Raw genomic sequence first — 20,013 nt, forward strand, 5'->3', positions numbered from 1 at the left:
TATTAGGAATCTTATGAATAACTTTCAATATTACAATCCTGTCCGTATCGTTTTTGGTGAAGGTCAAATCGAGAAGTTGGCCGAGCTTGTACCGACAGATGCCCGCGTACTGATTACCTATGGTGGCAGTTCAGCACAGCGTACAGGTACGTTAGATGAAGTTAAAACGGCATTAGCTGCCAGTGGCAATCGCGAAATATTCGAGTTTGGTGGTATCGAAGCCAATCCAGAATTTACGACGCTATTAAAAGCGGCTGATATGGTTAATGAGCACGATATCGACTTTCTACTAGCAGTTGGTGGTGGCTCTGTGCTTGACGGCAGTAAGTTTGTCGCACTGGTATCTTCATTGACTGAAGAAGACGGTACGGTATCGCACGATAAAGCATGGGATGCACTCACCAGTTATTGCAGAGATATCGATTCAGCAGTTGATTTGGGCGCGGTATTAACCATTCCAGCAACTGGCTCTGAGATGAATTCAGGCGGCGTGATTAACTATAGTGAACGCCAAGCAAAACTGCCGTTTGGTAATGCACTTGCCTTCCCTAAATTTTCAATTTTAGATCCAACCAAAACCATGACTTTACCTGAACGCCAAGTAATGAATGGTGTGGCTGATGCCTTTGTTCATGTGATGGAACAGTACCTGACCTATCCGGTCAATGCGAAAGTTCAAGATGCCTTTGCTGAGAGCTTATTAAAGATTCTGATTGAGGAAGGCGCAGCGGTAAAAGCCGATCCAGAGAATTTAGAGACCCGCAAAAACATTATGTGGACAGCGACTATGGCGCTAAATGGTCTGATCGGTACTGGTGTACCGCAAGATTGGACGACGCATATGATTGGTCATGAGTTGACCTCATTGCACGCGATTGACCATGCTCGCACGCTGACCATCGTATTGCCATCAGTCATGCGTGAGCTTAAAGACAGCAAAAAAGACAAATTGCTTCAATATGCACGCAACGTTTGGAACATCAAAGCTGACGATAATGGTACTGAATTAAATGATGATGCCATCATTGAAGCGGCTATCAAACAGACTGAAAACTTCTTCCGCGAGCTTGGACTGCCGGTCAGCTTAGCAGATGTTGAGTTAGATGCTGCTGCCATTGATCCTATTATCAAGCAATTAGAAGTGCATGGTATGGTGAAATTGGGTGAGCATGGTAAAAACGACTTGGCAGTATCACGTCGTATTCTAGAGCGTGCCATTACTAGCAACGCTTAACTCTCTGAGTAATTATCTATAGTTATATTGTCGTTATAGAAACCAATAGCCTGTCACTTCAGAGTGGCAGGTAACTTTAAAATCAAAAATAAATAAAATAAGGCGCTTTATCATGAGCTTTAACGAACAACAAAATCAACAACAAAACCGTCAAATCAAACTTGCCAGCCGCCCACATGGCGCACCAACTGCCGATAATTTTGAATTGGCTACTGGCGAGATTCCAAAACCCAATCAAAGCGAGATGCTATTACGCACCGTATATTTATCGCTTGACCCTTATATGCGCGGACGTATGAGTGATGCCGCAAGCTACGCTGACCCATTAGAAATTGGCGATGTCATGCTAGGCGGAACGGTTGCCCAAGTCGTCGAGTCTAATATCGATACATTTACAGTCGGTGATTTGGTAGTATCGAACTCGGGCTGGCAGGACTATAGCGTCAGCGATGGCGAAGGCGTACTAAAGCTCGATAAAAATATGGCAAACCCTTCTTATGGCTTGGGTGTGCTTGGTATGCCCGGCTTCACAGGCTACATGGGTTTGACCGATATTGGTAAACCAAAAAAAGGCGAAACTTTAGTCGTCGCGGCGGCAACGGGTCCTGTTGGCGCAACTGTTGGACAAGTTGGTAATCAATTAGGCTTACGTACTGTTGGCGTCGCTGGCGGTGCTGAGAAGTGTGCTTACGCAGTTGAAGAATTAGGCTTTGATGTTTGTCTTGATCATAAAGCTGATGACTTTGCTGAACAACTAGCAATCGCTTGCCCAGATGGTATCGACATTTATTACGAAAATGTCGGTGGTAAAGTCTTTGATGGCGTATTGCCACTATTAAATGCCCATGCACGTATTCCAGTATGTGGCTTGGTATCACAATATAACGCCACTGAATTGCCGGACGGAAAAGACCGTTTGGGTGTCCTGATGGGTAATATTCTCAGTAAACGTCTAACCATCAAAGGCTTTATTATCTTTGAAGAATACGGCGATCATTTCCCAGAATTCTTAGCTACGATGAGCAAATGGCTTGAATCAGGTGATGTTAAAACCAAAGAGCATCAAGTCGATGGTTTAGCACAAGCGCCACAAGCTTTCTTTGACATGCTTGACGGTAAGAACTTTGGTAAAACAGTGATTAAAGTGGCTGACGTTAAATAGCTGATAGCTAACATAAAAAATCATGAAAATAACCAGTTAACAACATAACTTGTTAAGACAGCTACTGAAAGTCATTCTTAAAAGATGAATACTGTCAGCAGTCGGTTTTTTAGCGTTATTAGTTTTTGATAGCGTTAATAATTTTCAATACCGACTGCAACACAGTACTGATAGGCTTTAATAATAAACCTCAATAATAACTTTCAACAATAAACAGGGACAATTATGAATATTTTAATGGTACTAACTTCACACGATAAATTGGGCGATACTGGTAAGAAGACTGGCTTTTGGCTAGAAGAATTTGCCGCGCCTTACTATGCTTTTTTAGATGCCGGTGTCAATATCACGATTGCTTCTCCTGCAGGCGGTCAACCACCACTTGACCCAAGTAGTGACACGCCGGATGCTCAAACCAAAGATACCAAACGTTTTAAAGAAGATTCTGAAGCCCAAGAACGCCTAGCAACGACTAAAAAATTGGCAGATATGAAAGCGGAAGATTTTGATTCAGTATTCTATCCTGGTGGTCATGGTCCAATGTGGGATTTAGCCGTTGATAAAAACTCGATTGAATTAATTGAGACGTTTATCAAACAAGATAAGCCTGTTGCTTTTGTCTGCCATTCTCCTGCCGCGCTCAAAAACGTTAAAATCGATGGCGAGTATCTGGTCAAAGGCAAAACGGTCACAGGCTTTAGTAATACCGAAGAAGAAGCGGTTCAGCTCACTGACGTCGTGCCTTTCTTATTAGAAGATGTGCTAAAAGCCAATGGCGGAAACTATGAAAAAAGCTCTGATTGGGAATCGTTTGTGGTCGAAGATGGTTTGCTGATCACGGGTCAAAATCCAGCGTCATCAGAAGAAGCCGCCAAGCGTTTAATGGCTAAAATACAGGCTTAATAGCATCAAATCCACTGCAAAAAGGCTAACTAAATGATTCGCTTACATCACCTCAATCAATCACGCTCATTACGGACGTTATGGCTTTTAGAAGAATTGGGACAACCTTATGAAATTATTAGCCACCAGCGTGATGCCAAAACGCATCTAGCACCAGATAGCCTAAAAGCGGTACATCCTCTTGGTAAGTCTCCGGTTATTGAGATGGATGGCGAGCTTTATGCAGAGTCAGGTGCGATTACTGAGCTATTGATTGAGCGGTTTGCACCTGATAATCTTCGCCCTGCTATCGATAGCGCAGATTATGGTCATTACTTACAGTGGATTAACTTTGCTGAAAGCTCGCTGATGCTGCCGCTTTTGCTTGAATTATTTACCAATAAAGCAGGTGCTGGTGATAATGCATTTTTAAAAGGGTATATCGCTCAAGAAAAACACAGGCTACTGAGCTATCTAAATGACGAGGTGGCAGGCAAATCCTTTATCGTGGGTAACAAGCTAAGCGGTGCAGATTTTATGCTGTCGTTTGATTTGATTATGCTTCTCAAGCGTGAGGCGTTAGAGGATTATCCTCATATTAAAGAATACGCGCTACAACTGGCAAGCCTTGATAGCTATCAGCGCGCCATGCGTTTGGAAGCAAATTATGATATGACTACTCTGACATAAATCCCACGGTTAAGCGCGTAGATGCGAACGATAATCAAAAACTATGATAAAATAGCTCAAGCTTTTCTTGGGCTATTTTTTCTTATACAGCATTATTAAGTATTAGAGTTTATATCTCTCTATGCTTTTATTGTTCTGTGACCTATTTTTTACAGCGCTTTGAATGAATGAGCGCTAAGAATAAAACCGTATGGTGAGCGCCGACCACGCTTCTTAGCGCTGATCAGACACCGCCTGATACTTGGGAGCGTTATCATGAATTTACATTATCCGTCGTTACCGATGATAGATAGCCCATGAGTACCGACTATCAGTTTAAGCCTCATGAACAGCCGTTTATGCTGGGCTCTCCTGCCACACCCGATCATCCTACTTATCGAAAAGTATATTACTTACTGATCGGTATTTTTATCGGTATTACTGCCAGTTTTCAAAACGGTCTGTTGGTCGCCAACCTCTCTCAAATTCAAGGTGAGATGGGCTTAACCCCTGTTGAGGGTGGCTGGATATCAGTCGCTTACAATATGACCAATGCCTGTATCACGGTACTGCTCTATAAAATTCGCCAACAGTTTGGTATGTCGTTATTTAGCAAAATCACCCTATTCTTTTTGCTCTCAGCGACCAGTATGCAGTGGTTAGTCAGTAGTCATCTATTGAGCTCAACCACCGGAATTAGCATTGATCCTTATTATTTAGAGCTGATTGCCCGTGGCTTTAGCGGCGTGGTCGCGAGCGCTATGACAGTATTGTCTATCTTTTATTGTTTGCAAGGCATGCCAGCAGCTCGGCGTATTAGTGGACTGATTTTGGGCTTTGGCTTGGTACAGTTTGGGGTGCCTTTGTCTCGCATCATCTCGCCTTATCTTGCCGCCGATGGTCAACTTGAAGGCTTGTTCTTATTCCAAGTAGGCTTAGCTTTGATATGCTTTGGCTTAATTAACCTTCTTGAACTGCCACGCGGTAATATGGAAAAAGTCTTTGAAAAGCTGGATATTGTCAGCTTTGTTTTTTTTGCGACTGGTCTTGCAGCATTGGCAGTGTTTTTGGTACAAGGGCGTATTTTATGGTGGACGACTCCTTGGCTCAGTTATCCACTGATTATTTCCGTCGTCACCATTTCTATTGCGTTGTGGATTGAAACCCATCGTAAAAACCCGATGCTACAAGTACGTTGGATGCGCAGCCGGACGATTATCGCCTTTATGATAACGGGCGCTGTGATGCGTATCTTGCTGTCGGAGCAAAGCGTTGGCGCGGCAGGGTTATTGGCTAACCTCGGTTATGGCAATGATCAGCTGATTATGTTCTATGCCATTATTTTAGCCGCTAGTGCGCTGGCATTGGTGCTTAGTATTTTTACGACCAATGCGATGGACCTGCGTCGACCGGTGATTTTTGCCGTGGCATTGATTGCGATTGGTGCATGGATAGATACGGGTGTGTCACTGAATTCTACACCTGTCATGTTTTATTTTAGCCAGTTTATCATTGCGTTTGCTGCCGTATACTTTATGGGACCGATGGTATTTGAAGGGATGTTTCGTGCCATTGCCAATGGACCTGCCTATATTATTAGCTTTTCGGTGATTTTTGGTATTTCACAAACGGTTGGCGGTTTAGCAGGTGCCGCCGGTATTCAAGCCTTTACCACTATTCGCACCCAAATGCACTATGCGGATATGGTCAGCTCCATGAGTACCAGCGATCCGGCAACCATGCCTCAAATATTACAAGGGATTCAGCGCCAAGCGACCGTCGCCGCTTATGATGATTTATTCTTTTTAATGGCAGTGAGCGCTACGATTACCGCGATCTATTTATTAATGGTGTATTTCTATTATTTGTATCATAAGCGCAATCCTCTTGGTAAAGAGCTTGCCGCGTTAGCAGAAATGATGGGCAAAAAATAGCAGATAGTACAAATGCTATTGTGTATTCTATAGCGCCTATTCTCTCTTATTATTATTGTAACGTTATCTATTATGCTTATTAGACCCTTTAGGAGCGTGTCATGAACGAAAACAAACCGAACCGCGTTGATGACGCAAGCACCCCTAACAAAACAGCTAAAACTGTTGAAAATGCTCAAGCTAGTGAATCATTATCAAATCAAGCGGTTGTGGATACACCATCACAGTCACACATGGCGTCCAATAATGACACAAATACCAATATAGCAGCCATTCAACCTGAACCGACTATGTCTGCAACTCGGATTCAAACCGACCCTTCTGATGACTTACCTACGAATACCAATGAGCCTATAGACGCCGTTGATACAAATAAAATAGACAGCACTGAGGCAGGCGATGGCAAAGATGATACACCGATGCCACCCACTGAATCTATTCCTGCGCCAGCAGGTTGGTCGCCCAAAAAGAAGTCATTTTTTAATTTAGCCTTACTGATTGCGCTGATTGTTATTGGTGTGGCACTCATTCTCTATGCGTGGAAACTGCCACCTTTTACCCCAACCATGCAGCAAACCAATAATGCTTTTGTTAAAGGACAAACCACCATTATCAGTCCGCAAGTGTCAGGTTATGTGACAGAAGTAGCAGTAGAGGATTTTGCGAATGTTGCAGCTGGTGACTTATTGGTAAAAATAGATGACCGTACTTTTCAGCAGCAGCTCGAACAAGCGCAGGCGAATATCGATATTGCGTTAACCAATCGCTCTAGTAATGCGCAAGATACTGGCACCAGCCAAGCACAGATTCAGGCACGTGAGGCAGATGTTTATAGCGCCAAAGTGAGTGTCGACAGTGCCCGAGAGGACGTCAACCGTTATCAGGGCTTGATTGCCATTGGTGCAGTATCAAGTGCAGATGTTGCTCATGCTGAAGCTCAATTAGCAAAAGCACAAGCTGGTGTCCAACAAGCGGAAGCCAATTTACAAGTGGCAGTCGAGGGCAGCAAAAAAACGACGGCTAGCCGCTCTTCATTAGATGCCAATATCAAAAATGCTGAAGCTGCCGCAAAACAAGCGCAGATTAACTTGGACAACACCATAATCCGTGCTCCTGAATCGGGACAACTGAGTCAGTTGAGCGTTAAAACAGGACAATATGTCACTGCTGGTACGCAGCTTATGTATATCGTACCAAAAGGCATATGGATTATTGCCAACTTTAAAGAGACGCAAGTGGCAAATATGATCATTGGTGAAGCGGCCACTATTCATGTGGATGCCTTAGGTGGCACACGGTTTAGCGGACGGGTCAGCAATATATCACCCGCAACAGGCAGTGAATTCAGTGCTGGCGCTGCCAATCCTGCGACAGGTAACTATATTAAAATCGCTCAGCGTATTCCGGTACGCATCGACTTAGACTCTAACCAGCCAGACCTTGCCCGCCTACGTCCTGGTATGTCTGTGTCGGTAGATATTGATACCAAATAGCTCCACTATTAAAGAAATAAAAAAAGCCACTTTTTTTGCCATATGAATATGACAGGTAAAGTGGCTTTTTTATAGACATGAACTTCTTCTAAGCCCATATCATGCGCTATTGATTACGTTTAAGGCAATAAGCGTTTGGTACTAAAGCTACCATCCGCCTCTTTATGATAGACAATACGGTCATGCATTCGATTGGCGCGACCTTGCCAAAACTCCATCTCATTGACAGTAATCTCGTAACCACCCCAAAACTCAGGCGTTGGTACGGCTGCGCCTTCTGGATAGTCTGTTTTCAATTGCTCAAAAGTCTGCTCCATCAAATCGCGATTGGCAACTTCACCGCTTTGTGGTTGGCTAACCCATGCGCCTACTTGGCTATCGTGCGGGCGTTTTTGAAAGTAAGCAGCAGATTTATCAGCATCAATTTTAGCAATACTGCCGCTGATACGAATCTGACGCTCAAGCTTGTGCCAAAAAAATAGCGCTTCTGTATTAGGATTTTCAGCGATATCTTGACCTTTAGCACTTTCGTAATTGGTATAAAAAACGATACCTTTATCTGTAATTTCACGCAATAGAACAATACGCACACTGGGTTTATTGTCCGCCCCGCATGTTGCCAAGCTCATCGCATACGGCTCTTGTACGTTTTCTTCTATAGCCTGCTGCATCCAAGCATTTAATAGCTCAAATGGTGATGCTGATACTGACTGTTGGTCTAGTTGACCTTTTTCATATGACAAACGCTGATCGCTAAAATCCATACTCATGATTGTTCCTTATTTTGCTATTCTAGTATGTTTATATCAAAGACTATCAACCTAATATGGCTTTAATTTTATCTGCCAAATCATTCGCCATTACATCACACTCTATCTCATCATCTGACTCAACCATGACTCGAATCATCGGCTCTGTACCCGATTGGCGAATAAGCAAGCGACCGCGACCTTCTAGAGTAGCACGTGCTTTATCAAAAGCGGCAACCAGCTCTTCATGCTCAAACGGATCTTGCATTTGAGATAAGCGTACATTGACCAGTTTTTGTGGTAATACTTCAAAGCCTTCAGTTAAATCACTTAGCGCTTTGCCTCTTGCTTGCATGACTGCAAGTATCTGCAAACTTGCAATAATAGCGTCGCCAGTCCGGCTTTTATCCAAGCATAAGATATGACCTGACGGCTCACCGCCCAATATCCAACCGTTGGCCTCAAGCTCTTGCATCACATAACGATCGCCTACTTTTGCCCGTGTAAACTCAATATCAGCCGCTTTTAACGCCAACTCTAAACCCATATTGCTCATTAGGGTGCCAACGACACCTGCCACCTTTGTCTGACCTTGAGTAGCAAGTACATACAATATGCCATCGCCGTCAACCAAATTGCCGGCTTCATCAACCATCACAATACGGTCGCCATCACCATCTAAGGCAATGCCCACATCGGCTTCGTATTTTAGCACTGCTTCTTGCAGACCTTCAGGATGGGTTGAGCCACAATCAGCATTGATATTTATGCCGTCAGGCTTATTATTAATGGCGATGACATTGGCGCCCAGCTCACGCATGACACGAGGCGCCACGCTATAGCCTGCACCATTTGCACAGTCGACGACCACAGTCAGATGATCTAAGTCATATTGATAGGGAAAGCTGCCTTTACAGAATTCAATATAGCGACCTTTCGCATCATCGATACGGTTATTTTTACCCAATTGTGCCGGATCAAGAATAGGCATTACGGCATCGTTATTACCGTCAGTCGCCATAATAGCGTCCAACTTATCATTGATAGCATTTTGCATTGCATCAGTTAATTTTTTGCCGTCGGCTGAGAAGAATTTGATGCCATTATCATAGTATGGATTGTGTGAAGCAGAAATGACCACGCCTGCATCCGCATTAAAGCTACGAGTTAAATGTGCGATAGCAGGTGTGGGCAATGGCCCTAACATATATACATCGACGCCAGCGGCGTTAAAGCCTGCTTGTAGTGCGCCTTCAATCACATAGCCTGACAACCGCGTGTCCTTACCAATCACAACACTTGGCTTACGCGGCGAATTTTGATTGTTTTCTATCAGCACCAATCCTGTGACATAGCCGAGCTTTAAGATAAAATCTGGCGTAATTGGCAGCTCACCAAATTTACCGCGAATACCATCAGTGCCAAAGTAGCTCATTATTATTGTTCCTTAAGTCTAAAAGTAAAAGCCCCGACATGGAAGCAGGCTCAGTAGCTTCAATCATTCACTGTCATCAATGGTTTTGATAAGACAAACAGTTATCAATTATTAGAATAATCTATGATTGTATTTTACAAAAAAAACAGCCAACAATAACAAGGCATTGTTGGCTGTTTGTATCTTAACGTCGCTTGACACTGTACGGCTGCGAGTCATCGTATCCTATAGCGGCAAAGATATAATTAGTCGACTCGATAGTTAGGTGCTTCTTTGGTAATCTGCACATCATGGACGTGTGATTCTTTCATACCCGCTGAGGTAACTTTGATGAACTGTGGTTTGCTGCGCATATCTTCAATCGTGGCACAGCCGGTATAACCCATAGATGAGCGCAAGCCACCTACCAATTGGTTGACGATACCAGCGACTGGACCTTTATAAGGTACACGACCTTCGATACCTTCTGGCACCAATTTTTCCACACCGTCTTTGGCATCTTGGAAGTAGCGATCTGATGAGCCGTTTTGACCTGACATCGCACCTAAGCTACCCATACCGCGGTAAGCTTTATAATAGCGACCTTGGAACAACTCAACTTCACCTGGCGCTTCTTCTGTACCTGCCATAAGTGAGCCAACCATGATGGATGACGCACCAGCAGCAATGGCTTTTGCCATATCACCTGAATAGCGAATACCACCATCAGCAATCAATGGAATACTGTCTTGCAAAGCGCTTGCAACACTATCAATCGCCGAGATTTGCGGCACACCGATACCAGCGATGATACGTGTGGTACAGATAGATCCTGGACCAATACCAACTTTGACCGCATCTGCACCAGCATCACGTAAGGCTTTTGCAGCATCACCTGTCGCGATATTGCCGCCAATCACTTGTACATGCGGGAAATGTTTTTTAATCCAAGATACTTTATCAATAACGCCTTTTGAGTGACCATGCGCGGTATCAACAACGATGATATCGACGTCAGCCGCAATCAATGCTTCAACGCGTGCTTGAGTATCAGCGCCCGTACCAACTGCTGCGCCCACACGCAGGCGACCTTGCTCATCTTTACAAGCATTTGGATTGTTTTCAGCTTTAGCAAAGTCATTGACCGTAATCAGACCACGCAAACGGAAATCATCATTGATAACAATAACTTTTTCGATACGGTGCTCGTGTAGCAGTCTTTTGATGTTTTCGTTGCTCTCACCTTCTTTAACGGTGACGAGCTGCTCTTTTGGCGTCATGATATGGCTGACAGGCAATGATAGATTGGTCTCAAAGCGCCAGTCACGATGAGTAACGATACCAACTACTTTATCAGTGCCCTTTTCAACCACTGGCACGCCTGAGATGTTATTGTCTTGGGTCAGTCTTAATAACTCACCGATGGTCATCTCTGGATGCACAGTAATAGGATCAACCACAGTACCAGCTTCGAATTTTTTGACGCGGCGCACTTGCATTGCCTGCTTATCGATATCCATGCTCTTATGCAAAATACCTAAACCACCAAGTTGTGCCATGGTAATGGCCATCTCAGACTCAGTGACTGTATCCATAGCAGCAGAAATTAGCGGTAAATTTAGCGTGATACTTTTTGTTAGGCGGGTCGTTATATTAGCAGCTTTTGGCAGTATTTCTGAATAAGCTGGCAATAATAAAACGTCATCAAAGGTTAAGGCTTCATCGACAATTCGCAACATACAGACCCCTATTAGTGGTTATTTTGATGGGTGGGCAATACAGCATCAAGAAAATCAACGAAAATTCTATCAAAATCATAAGGTTATAAACCTAGCAGAAAATAATAAAACCGTGGGGAACAAATACTAAATACAAACATTCGCTCGGCACATCATCAATTTATCATTGCTCATTAAATCATTGGCTCAGCAGACTGGCTAATACAGCACCCTTTACCTGCCCCAAAATCTAACTATACAATGCTTAACAACTGAATTATCCCTTAAAAATAACGCCATATTATAACAAATAAGCAAGCAAATCGCATGCTATATTTGTCAGTAGGTTTTACCCAAAGCTGTCTATCGATAGTGACGCTGTACATTCAATTTTTTTTAAGCGCCAAACCAATAGACATTGACTATTTTTGTCTCAATACAAGGTGCTCAGCTGGTAGATAATGCTTTTGTTCACGGTACAAATAATCAAGCATCTGCTCACGTATCTCACAGGCCAGTGTCCATGCTTCTACAGGGCCTACCGCTGAAACAGCGCCGCGCAGTTGAATGGTCTTTTCAGTTACCTCAACGACAAATATTTCAGGCTCAGTTTTATTATCCCAAAGCTTATTGTCTTTCACTACCGAAATAAACTGCTGCCGAATGGCGTCAATATCTGCGCCGTAATCGATATATAAGAACACAGGACAGGTCTGATGCACTTCTGTATGCGACCAGTTCTCTACCATTTCGGTGATCAATTCGCGCATCGGCACGATTAATCGACGTTCATCCCATGTTTTTAGTACCGCATAAGTGTAACGCAGGTCCTCAACGGTACTAAAGTTGCCATCCATTATCACACTGTCGCCAATTCGTACGGGCTGGGTCACTGCTACCTGTACTCCAGCAATGATGTTACCGAGTATTGGTTGAGCGGCGATACCAATGACCACGCCAGCAATGCCAGCCGAAGTCAGTAAGGTTTTGCCAAAGCCTTCCATGTTGGCAAACTCACTCAGACCTATCCAAATACTGCCCAACACCATGACAAATACGAAGACGCGGCGAAATATCGATACGTAAGTTCGACGACGGCGCACTTTGTCAAACTGCTCCTCTCCTAGATTTTCAATCTGCATATCTTGATAGCGGTTGGCAAAAAAGTTGATAACACGTATACCGAGCCACATGGCGCTAAAGACCAATCCAATCCAAATAATCGGACGTGTCGAGGAAGCGACTGCATCCAGGTAAGGAAAGCCGCCCGATACCAAGGTAAATACCGATGAGAAGCTGATGGTAAAGGTTAGCGGTACTGTCAGCTTATTGACCAAATCTTCCACGCTATTGTGGTGAACCGTACTCAGCCGATTGCCGGCTTTATCTTTGACATACCAATTGATAAGCTTGCCAGCACCTTTACTGAGTAACCAGCCCACTCCCATGGTAAAAGAGAAGAAAACAAGTAATGCTAAAAACTCCCAGATGGCGATACTAAATAACTGTAATTTTGTCCACGACGGTAAATAACGCTCAAACTTTGCCGGATGATATTGCTCATAGAGGTTATCGATATTACCAACCGTTTGGGCAGAAAATATCCAAAAAGGCGCACTATCATCAATGCGCACACGCTCTAGATGTATGGGTACACGGCGCTCACGATAATCGATATAACCAAGCTGAATAGAGCGTCTAGGAATGCCTTGAATACTGTTCGTGCTACCAAGCGGTGGCTCAATCAAACCGTCAGGACGATCTGGCAATTCATCAAAAACATAGAGCTTTTTTTCAATCAACAAAAAATCAAGTTGTTTGGCCAGATCTATCGCCCGACTACGCTGTAACTTACCATCAATCAAATTCATATTGAGCGCATAAGCTGCCAAATCATATTGCTGATTCATGACTGCCGATTGGAAAAACTCTAATGTGGCAAGTGGGGTTGATAAGTTTGGCGGCTCAGACAAGGGCGGCAAACCTGCATTGAGCTTATCTAACGCATAGTAGTTTTCGTTGTAATCCCCAGTGAGACCAGAATCTCCTTGTAGCACACCTGCTTGCTGCACTGTCCTTTTTTCTAGCGGGCTAATTACCTCTGCTGCAACGGCAGAGACAGTCACTCCTTCCTCTTTTAACTTATCTATTCTTTGCGCAGCATATTCCACCAAATTTTCTGGTTTTGTAGTAACCGTCTCTTCAATATTTCGATTGTCTATGTCCTCAGTACTGCTTGCTGCATAAGCAGAAATGCACGCCATATTTAATAGGATAAATAAGCTGCCAATTATAAAGAGCAGTCGCGGTAAAAATTGGGCATGAGACTGTAGAGAGTGAGTCCTGAGAAATCCGAAAGGAGTTTGCATACAAAAACTCTTGCTAATAAGTATGATATTAAGCTAATGCAGAAGACACAAAAAAGCCAGCAGATAGCTGGCTTAATTTATTATTGTTTGTGAATGAACAAGCGCAAAAAACTAATGCTTACATTAAGCACGGCGCCAAGTGGTGCCCGCACGACTGTCTTCAAGCTCAATACCAGCATCTTTCAACTGCACACGTATCTCATCAGCACGCGCAAAGTTTTTATTGGTTTTGGCATCAGCACGCTCGATGATTAGCTCATCAATGGCTTCGTCGGTTAAACTATCTTCAGCTACTTCACCAATGACGGCTTGCAAGAACTGCTGCACAGCCTGCTGTAAAATATTAAGTGTTTGCGCCAAAGCTTTTAAGTGCTGCGCTAATTGCCATGCAGTCTCTACATCTTGTGCTTTACTCGCTTTATTGATATCACGCGCCAATCCAAATAGCACACTGATTGCCGTTGAGCTATTAAAGTCGTCATTCATGGCTTTGATAAAGTCTTGTCCCACCGCACTAGCATAGGCATTATGAATCAAGGCTTCATCGATAATAAGTACTTCACCTTTTTGTTGTTCAGCAACTTTTAATGCTTGATACAACCTGCTTAGGCTATTATGCGCTTCGTCCAAGGCACTATCAGAGAAGTTTACTTGACTGCGATAATGACTCGACAATAAGAAGAAACGAACCGTTTCTGGTAAGTATTTTGCCATGACATCACGAATGGTAAAAAAGTTACCCAATGATTTAGACATTTTTTCGCCATCAACATTGATAAAACCAACGTGCATCCAGTTACGCGCGTATTCACAGCCGGTCGCTGCTTCAGATTGGGCAATCTCATTTTCATGATGCGGGAACTGCAAATCATGACCGCCGCCATGGATATCAAAGGTATTACCAAGGCATTTGGTCGACATCGCTGAGCATTCAATATGCCAGCCTGGACGCCCTTGACCCCACGCTGATGCCCATTGCGGCTCATCCGGTTTCGCCGCTTTCCATAACACAAAGTCAAACGGATTGCGCTTGTCGTTTTCGACTTCAACCCGTGATCCTGCCTGCATATCATCAAGGTTACGTTTTGACAATTTGCCATAATCTGCGAAGCTATCGACTGCATAGTAGACATCACCATTATCACCCGCGTAGGCATAGTCATTACTAACCAGCGTCTCAATCATCTGCTGCATCTCATCGATATGATCGGTCGCACGCGGTTCTGCATCAGGGGACAAGCAGCCAAGTGCTGTCGCATCTTCATGCATGGCAGTAATAAAACGTTGGGTCAATGTGCCAATCTCTTCACCATTTTCGGCAGCACGAGTAATGATTTTGTCATCAATATCAGTAATATTACGCACGTAATTTACATCATAGCCCAATTGTGCAAGCCAACGTACTGCCATATCAAAGCCAACCATCACTCGAGCGTGACCGATATGACAATAATCATAAACCGTCATGCCACACACATACATGCCAACTTTGCCCGTGGCAAGCGGCTTGAATGCTTGCTTGCGTCCAGTAAGTGAGTCATAGATGACGAGCTGAGACATCGCGTCTGCAAGAGGTGTGGTCATAGTCATAAAGCCTTTAAATTAAAAGTATAAGAGAAAACAAGCCTAGCAATCATGTACGCTTAGCCAATAAAAAAGCGCTTACATAAGCAAATCATGCATAAATCAAGGGTAAAGAGAACATCAATATAAAACTTAACCCATTATCTTAGCGAAAATGCTCGTAAAATACTACAATGAGCGCGCAAGTAAGACTCTGTAATGATAAAAACATTGATAGTTAAGGATAAAAATATGGGCAATCGTTTAAGCAAAATTTATACGCGTACTGGCGATGATGGTAGTACTGGCATGGCAGATGGCAGCCGCGTTAGCAAGGCGGACATCCTATTTAGTGTGATGGGTGATATTGACGAGCTCAACTCGCACATTGGCTTGGTACGTGCGCAGCTTACTCAAGCGTTAAGTGCGCAAACCAACAATTCAAGTCACAGCCAACAGCTACCTGAACGCTTGCAAACAAAGCAAGAAGTCGACTTTGCCCAAGCTTTAGTGATTATTCAACATTTATTATTTAATATCGGTGGTGAGCTTGCTATGCCAGAATATGAAGGCGTAAATACGATTCATATTGATTGGCTTGAGCAACAGATCGATGCGATGAATACGACGTTACCACCGCTAAAAGACTTTATCTTACCAACAGGCTCATTATTGGTCAGCCAGTTGCATGTGACACGTACTGTTTGTCGCCGCGCTGAGCGCCAAGCAGTATTACTAAAACAAGCGCAGCCACAAGCCATTCGACCGACAGCGGTCAGCTTTATCAACCGTTTGTCTGATTGGCTCTTTGTCGCCGCACGTTTTTGCACAGACCCTGAACAGGTCTCTGAAGTCTTGTGGGACAGCCAAGTATTACAAAAATTCGCTGATAGTTGAGCCATTTAACGAACCACAAAAAAACGCCCGCAATCAATATATTGCAGGCGCTTTTTTATTGAAATGTTGACTTAAAATATTGAATTGAAATATTGAAACGATGCTTATCGATATTTAGTAGCAATAAGATTAATAAGTTGCTTCTTTATCTTCAATAATGACCATATCAATGCTTTCATCTTTAGGCGTTGCTTTTGGCGCTTCTGGAGCAGCAGGTGTAGGAGTTACTGTACTAGGCGCAGTAGTGCTAGGTGTTGGCGCTGACGGAGTACTACTTGGCGTCTTTGTACTTTGACTGCTGTTTTGATTAACAACTGGTGGCTTAGCAGGTTGTGCTGGGCGCACAGGCGCAGCTGGCGTTACCGCTCTTGGCTGGCTAGTATTATTATTGCTCTGTGTATTCTGTGCTGGTTCACGGCGGCGTTCAGGTTGCTGAGTGGCACGTTGGGCGCGCTGCTCTTCCATTGCTGACTGGAGCGTTGAGCTGGCGACCACTTCTGATACCACTGTTAATAATGCCGGCTGTCCTGCGATACGTGTACGTACTTGACCACCTTGCGTACCAACAACATAGGTAAAAGCATCATCAATGAGCATATTGTTATTGATACGAATATTGTCATTGGCTAAGCGCGATTGCAAACTTGGCTGATTATTAGCGGCTTGCACTTGGCTGGCTTGATATAAGTCTTCACTTGGCAGAGTCATGCTGACGCTTGCCTGACAGGTTGTCAGACCATTTTCATTGGTTGCTTGCAACACGGCGGCATTTTGTATATCGATGATAATACCGTTTGCTTTAGTAGAAACCACACCGCTGCCTAAGCCAATCTCTGCATCGTTGGCATAACTGACGGCTAAAGTTTGGGCTTGTTGATTGAGCGTATTTTTCAAAGCGGATTTGAGGCGGTCTTGTACCATAGGATCATCGCAGCTCACCGCCGTGGCAGCAGCGTTTTCACTAACCTGTGTTTCTTGCTCAGTCACTTCTACCGTTTCGGCATCGTCTTTTTCTGAGCGATCACAACCAGCAAGCGCTAAACCACATACCATGCCAATACCAGCAACTTTATACCATTTGCTCACACTTTTATTTGCTACGCTCATATCTCTTTTGCTCCAATTTACTGATTCGTACCGTCGCTCACGGACAGTATTTGACATTTACACTATAAAACTCAAATCTAGCAGAAACCGGCATTGCGATAGATTTGAAAACCACATTATTATACGGTGTTTGCAGGAGATGGTCATCCATGTAGCCTACTGATGTACAAATAACGTTCAACATTGTGTCCGAAATCTAGCTTTAGTTGCAAAAAAGCTACAAATATATATTTACCTAAACAAATATTAAGATGATGACAGAAAGTTTTATCAGCATAAAATTTTTATAAATGCTTTATTCAATACGCTTTGATACGTGATAGCGTTGGATGCAGTTAATAACAGACGATATAATATTTCCATTATAATGCTCAAAATATGTGATGGTCACTGGTTATGATAGATCTTAAGAACACCTTGCTACTTGGTCATCGCGGCGCGCGCGGTGAAGCGTTAGAAAATACCTTATCAGGTTTTGAATATGCGCAAAATTTGCAAAGCTCTGGTTTGGCAGGTATAGAGTTCGATGTACAACTTAGCCGAGATGGACAGCTCATCGTCTTTCATGATGAAACGCTTGAGCGCATGTGCGCGCAGCAGTCGCGTCTAGATCAGCTAAATGTGAGCGAAATACAGCGTCATCATCAGTTTGGTCAGCCAATTATCACATTGCCTGACATTGTTTCTGCTCTAAATATCTATACTTATATTGAGCTTGAGGTTAAAACCCATAGTCGCACTGATTATGCCAAACTCGTAAAAGCCTTGATGCGTGACCTCATTGATAGCCCACTTGCCAACCTACCGATTGTGCTAACCAGCTTTGATGTTGAGCTGCATGCCCGCTTACAACGCAGTACTTTCATGAGGCATATACCACGTGGGCTGCTTATTCGAGAGCCTAAACTACTGAAACAGGCTCCCAATACTGCTTTACAACTTGGCTGTAAGCAATTAGGTATCCACTATCCGCTTTTGAATCGTGAAGTCATACAGTATTGTCATCGCTATGACTTACCTGTAAGTGCATGGACGGTCAATGATATTGAGACTATTGAGCAGCTTATAAACTGGCAAGTTGATGTGATTATTACCGATTATCCAAGCTATTTATTACTACCTTAACGCATTACTCGTATTTCTAAACTCGCTTTTGTGCTGTACATATTTATGGTTTTACTTACATTTTTACCTTATAGCTGATAAGTCACGGCTTATTTGCCATAACACCTACTATAATCCATACAAGTTATTGTTATTTAGCAATATTTTTATAGTGTATAAGTGTTCACTTTACTAAGTATTTAAGGTAATATAGACGCTTAAATTAATACCGTTAGGGATATTATATGATTGCAAAAAAAGCACTTGGCTTACCGCTTAAAGGCTTACGTTTCGCTATCAAATCTGGTGACACATTTGTCAAAAATGCCAGCATTCAAGTCACACGTTTTAAAACACGTTTTGATGAGAATAAAGCAAAAAACTCACTCGATGAGATGCCTGTTGCCAAACGCAACTATGCAAGCGCCTCTGAGCAGACTGAACTGCCTATCGATGTAGACAGTATCGATATGCGTGAGTTTGAGTTTACCAAAGCACCGATTAACTGGATTCCAGCGACTATTCTGGTAGCCACGCCTATTGCTGCAGCAATTATTACGCCATGGTATCTGTTCACCCATCAAGTTAGCGCACCAGTTTGGGGCGTATTTGGTGCGTTTATGGTTTGGACGGGCATCAGTATCACAGCTGGTTATCATCGTTTACTATCGCATCGTGCTTATAAAGCACATCCAATCGTCAAAAACTTTTTATTGTTAGGTTCTACCTTTGCCGTACAAGGTTCAGCGTTTGATTGGGTTTCTGGTCACCGTACGCATCATCGTCATGTCGATGATCGCCTAGAAGATCCGTACTCAGCGAAGCGTGGCTTTTTCTTTAGTCATATGGGCTGGATGCTACGCAATTATCCTAGCGGAAAATTTGACTATAAAAATATCCCTGACCTGACCAAAGACAGAACGCTGCAAATTCAGCATAAATATTACGGTTTATGGGTTGCTGCATTGAACGTTGGTGCAGTCGCCGCAATCGGTTGGTTATTGGGTGATGTTTGGGGTACTTTGGTCATCGTTGGTTTGCTACGTCTGGTACTGACGCATCACTTTACCTTCTTTATCAATTCGCTATGTCATATGTTTGGTTCGCGCCCTTATACCGATACCAACACTGCCCGTGATAACTTCTTCTTGGCTCTATTTACGTGGGGTGAGGGTTACCATAACTATCATCACTTCTTCCAGTACGATTATCGTAATGGCGTGAAATGGTGGCAGTATGATCCAACCAAATGGCTCATCGCTGGTTTATCGAAGCTGGGCTTGACCAGCGAGCTACGTACCGTTGATGACACCACGATCAAGCATGCTGAAGTGCAAATGCAATTTAAAGCGGCTCAGCAGCAGATTGATACGGCCACATCAAGTGGTATTGATATTCCTCATGCAATGAAAAGCTTCCAAGACCGTATTAAGTTTGAATACGATGCCTTTACGCAAACGGTTGAAGAATGGCAAGCGTTAAAAGCAAAAACCATTGAGCTGAAAAAGACCGAGTTTGCTGATCGCTTGCATGAAGTTGAAGATGAGCTCAAGCAAGATTATGCCAAAATTGAACAAAAAATATTAGCGCATAACAGCAACCTAAAAACAGCATTTCGCTCTATCGGCGAAAGCGCAAAAGCTGCTTAAGCATTGATCACTGTTTGATTATTTAGTATTTTATTGTGACGTTTCTCCTTCCCTCTATCTGCAACAGAT

Annotated in this window: 15 protein-coding genes; 9 read left to right on the top strand and 6 right to left on the bottom strand. The window is 43.4% G+C overall.

Going from position 1 to position 20,013, the window contains the following annotated elements; all coding sequences use genetic code 11:
- Window positions 1-13: 13 nt before the first annotated feature.
- The 6 genes from FQ083_RS01965 to FQ083_RS01990 all read left to right on the top strand — a co-directional run bounded on the left by FQ083_RS01965 (window position 14) and on the right by FQ083_RS01990 (window position 7,374).
- Window positions 14-1,234 carry an iron-containing alcohol dehydrogenase gene (locus FQ083_RS01965; protein WP_149408608.1) on the top strand — a complete coding sequence of 407 codons (1,221 nt, stop codon included), beginning with the start codon at window positions 14-16 and terminating at the stop codon, window positions 1,232-1,234.
- Between the two features lie 112 nt (window positions 1,235-1,346).
- Window positions 1,347-2,396 carry an NADP-dependent oxidoreductase gene (locus FQ083_RS01970; protein ID WP_149408609.1) on the top strand — a complete coding sequence of 350 codons (1,050 nt, stop codon included), beginning with the start codon at window positions 1,347-1,349 and terminating at the stop codon, window positions 2,394-2,396.
- A 225-nt stretch (window positions 2,397-2,621) separates the two neighbouring features.
- A complete protein-coding gene (locus FQ083_RS01975) occupies window positions 2,622-3,299 on the top strand; it encodes a type 1 glutamine amidotransferase domain-containing protein (protein ID WP_011513350.1) in 678 nt (225 codons plus the stop codon).
- A gap of 33 nt (window positions 3,300-3,332) precedes the next feature.
- Complete coding sequence (locus FQ083_RS01980) at window positions 3,333-3,968, top strand: glutathione S-transferase family protein (RefSeq protein WP_011513349.1); 636 nt, start codon at window positions 3,333-3,335, stop codon at window positions 3,966-3,968.
- A gap of 296 nt (window positions 3,969-4,264) precedes the next feature.
- The gene (locus FQ083_RS01985; protein WP_149408610.1) at window positions 4,265-5,881 is read left to right on the top strand and encodes an MFS transporter; all 1,617 of its coding nucleotides are present in this window, start codon (window positions 4,265-4,267) and stop codon (window positions 5,879-5,881) included.
- 101 nt (window positions 5,882-5,982) lie between these two features.
- Window positions 5,983-7,374 carry an HlyD family secretion protein gene (locus FQ083_RS01990; RefSeq protein ID WP_149408611.1) on the top strand — a complete coding sequence of 464 codons (1,392 nt, stop codon included), beginning with the start codon at window positions 5,983-5,985 and terminating at the stop codon, window positions 7,372-7,374.
- 119 nt (window positions 7,375-7,493) lie between these two features.
- Here FQ083_RS01990 and pdxH read toward each other — a convergent pair whose 3' ends face one another.
- The 5 genes from pdxH to cysS all read right to left on the bottom strand — a co-directional run bounded on the left by pdxH (window position 7,494) and on the right by cysS (window position 15,214).
- Window positions 7,494-8,144, bottom strand: coding sequence for a pyridoxamine 5'-phosphate oxidase (gene pdxH / locus FQ083_RS01995; RefSeq protein WP_149408612.1), 651 nt, complete (start codon window positions 8,142-8,144; stop codon window positions 7,494-7,496).
- A gap of 46 nt (window positions 8,145-8,190) precedes the next feature.
- The gene (glmM, locus tag FQ083_RS02000) at window positions 8,191-9,558 is read right to left on the bottom strand and encodes a phosphoglucosamine mutase (RefSeq protein WP_149408613.1); all 1,368 of its coding nucleotides are present in this window, start codon (window positions 9,556-9,558) and stop codon (window positions 8,191-8,193) included.
- Window positions 9,559-9,803: 245 nt separating this feature from the next.
- Window positions 9,804-11,276, bottom strand: coding sequence for an IMP dehydrogenase (guaB, locus tag FQ083_RS02005; RefSeq protein WP_149408614.1), 1,473 nt, complete (start codon window positions 11,274-11,276; stop codon window positions 9,804-9,806).
- A gap of 401 nt (window positions 11,277-11,677) precedes the next feature.
- Complete coding sequence (locus FQ083_RS02010) at window positions 11,678-13,519, bottom strand: mechanosensitive ion channel family protein (protein WP_149408615.1); 1,842 nt, start codon at window positions 13,517-13,519, stop codon at window positions 11,678-11,680.
- Window positions 13,520-13,747: 228 nt separating this feature from the next.
- Entirely contained in the window at window positions 13,748-15,214 is a 1,467-nt protein-coding gene (gene cysS, locus FQ083_RS02015; protein WP_149408616.1) for a cysteine--tRNA ligase, read from the bottom strand.
- Between the two features lie 225 nt (window positions 15,215-15,439).
- Between cysS and FQ083_RS02020 the strand changes: the two genes are divergently transcribed.
- Window positions 15,440-16,084 carry a cob(I)yrinic acid a,c-diamide adenosyltransferase gene (locus FQ083_RS02020; protein WP_149408617.1) on the top strand — a complete coding sequence of 215 codons (645 nt, stop codon included), beginning with the start codon at window positions 15,440-15,442 and terminating at the stop codon, window positions 16,082-16,084.
- A gap of 129 nt (window positions 16,085-16,213) precedes the next feature.
- Here FQ083_RS02020 and FQ083_RS02025 read toward each other — a convergent pair whose 3' ends face one another.
- Window positions 16,214-17,191, bottom strand: a complete 978-nt coding sequence (locus FQ083_RS02025; protein ID WP_149408618.1) for a hypothetical protein — start codon at window positions 17,189-17,191, stop codon at window positions 16,214-16,216.
- A 396-nt stretch (window positions 17,192-17,587) separates the two neighbouring features.
- Here FQ083_RS02025 and FQ083_RS02030 point away from each other — a divergent pair, with 396 nt between their 5' ends.
- Together FQ083_RS02030 and FQ083_RS02035 are read left to right on the top strand one after the other, a co-directional pair.
- A complete protein-coding gene (locus FQ083_RS02030) occupies window positions 17,588-18,316 on the top strand; it encodes a glycerophosphodiester phosphodiesterase (RefSeq protein WP_149408619.1) in 729 nt (242 codons plus the stop codon).
- 449 nt (window positions 18,317-18,765) lie between these two features.
- Window positions 18,766-19,944: an acyl-CoA desaturase gene (locus FQ083_RS02035; RefSeq protein WP_188004058.1), complete on the top strand. Its 1,179-nt coding sequence runs from the start codon at window positions 18,766-18,768 to the stop codon at window positions 19,942-19,944.
- Window positions 19,945-20,013: the final 69 nt, after the last annotated feature.

Source organism: Psychrobacter sp. ANT_H59 (genome assembly GCF_008369225.1).
Lineage (GTDB): Bacteria > Pseudomonadota > Gammaproteobacteria > Pseudomonadales > Moraxellaceae > Psychrobacter > Psychrobacter cryohalolentis.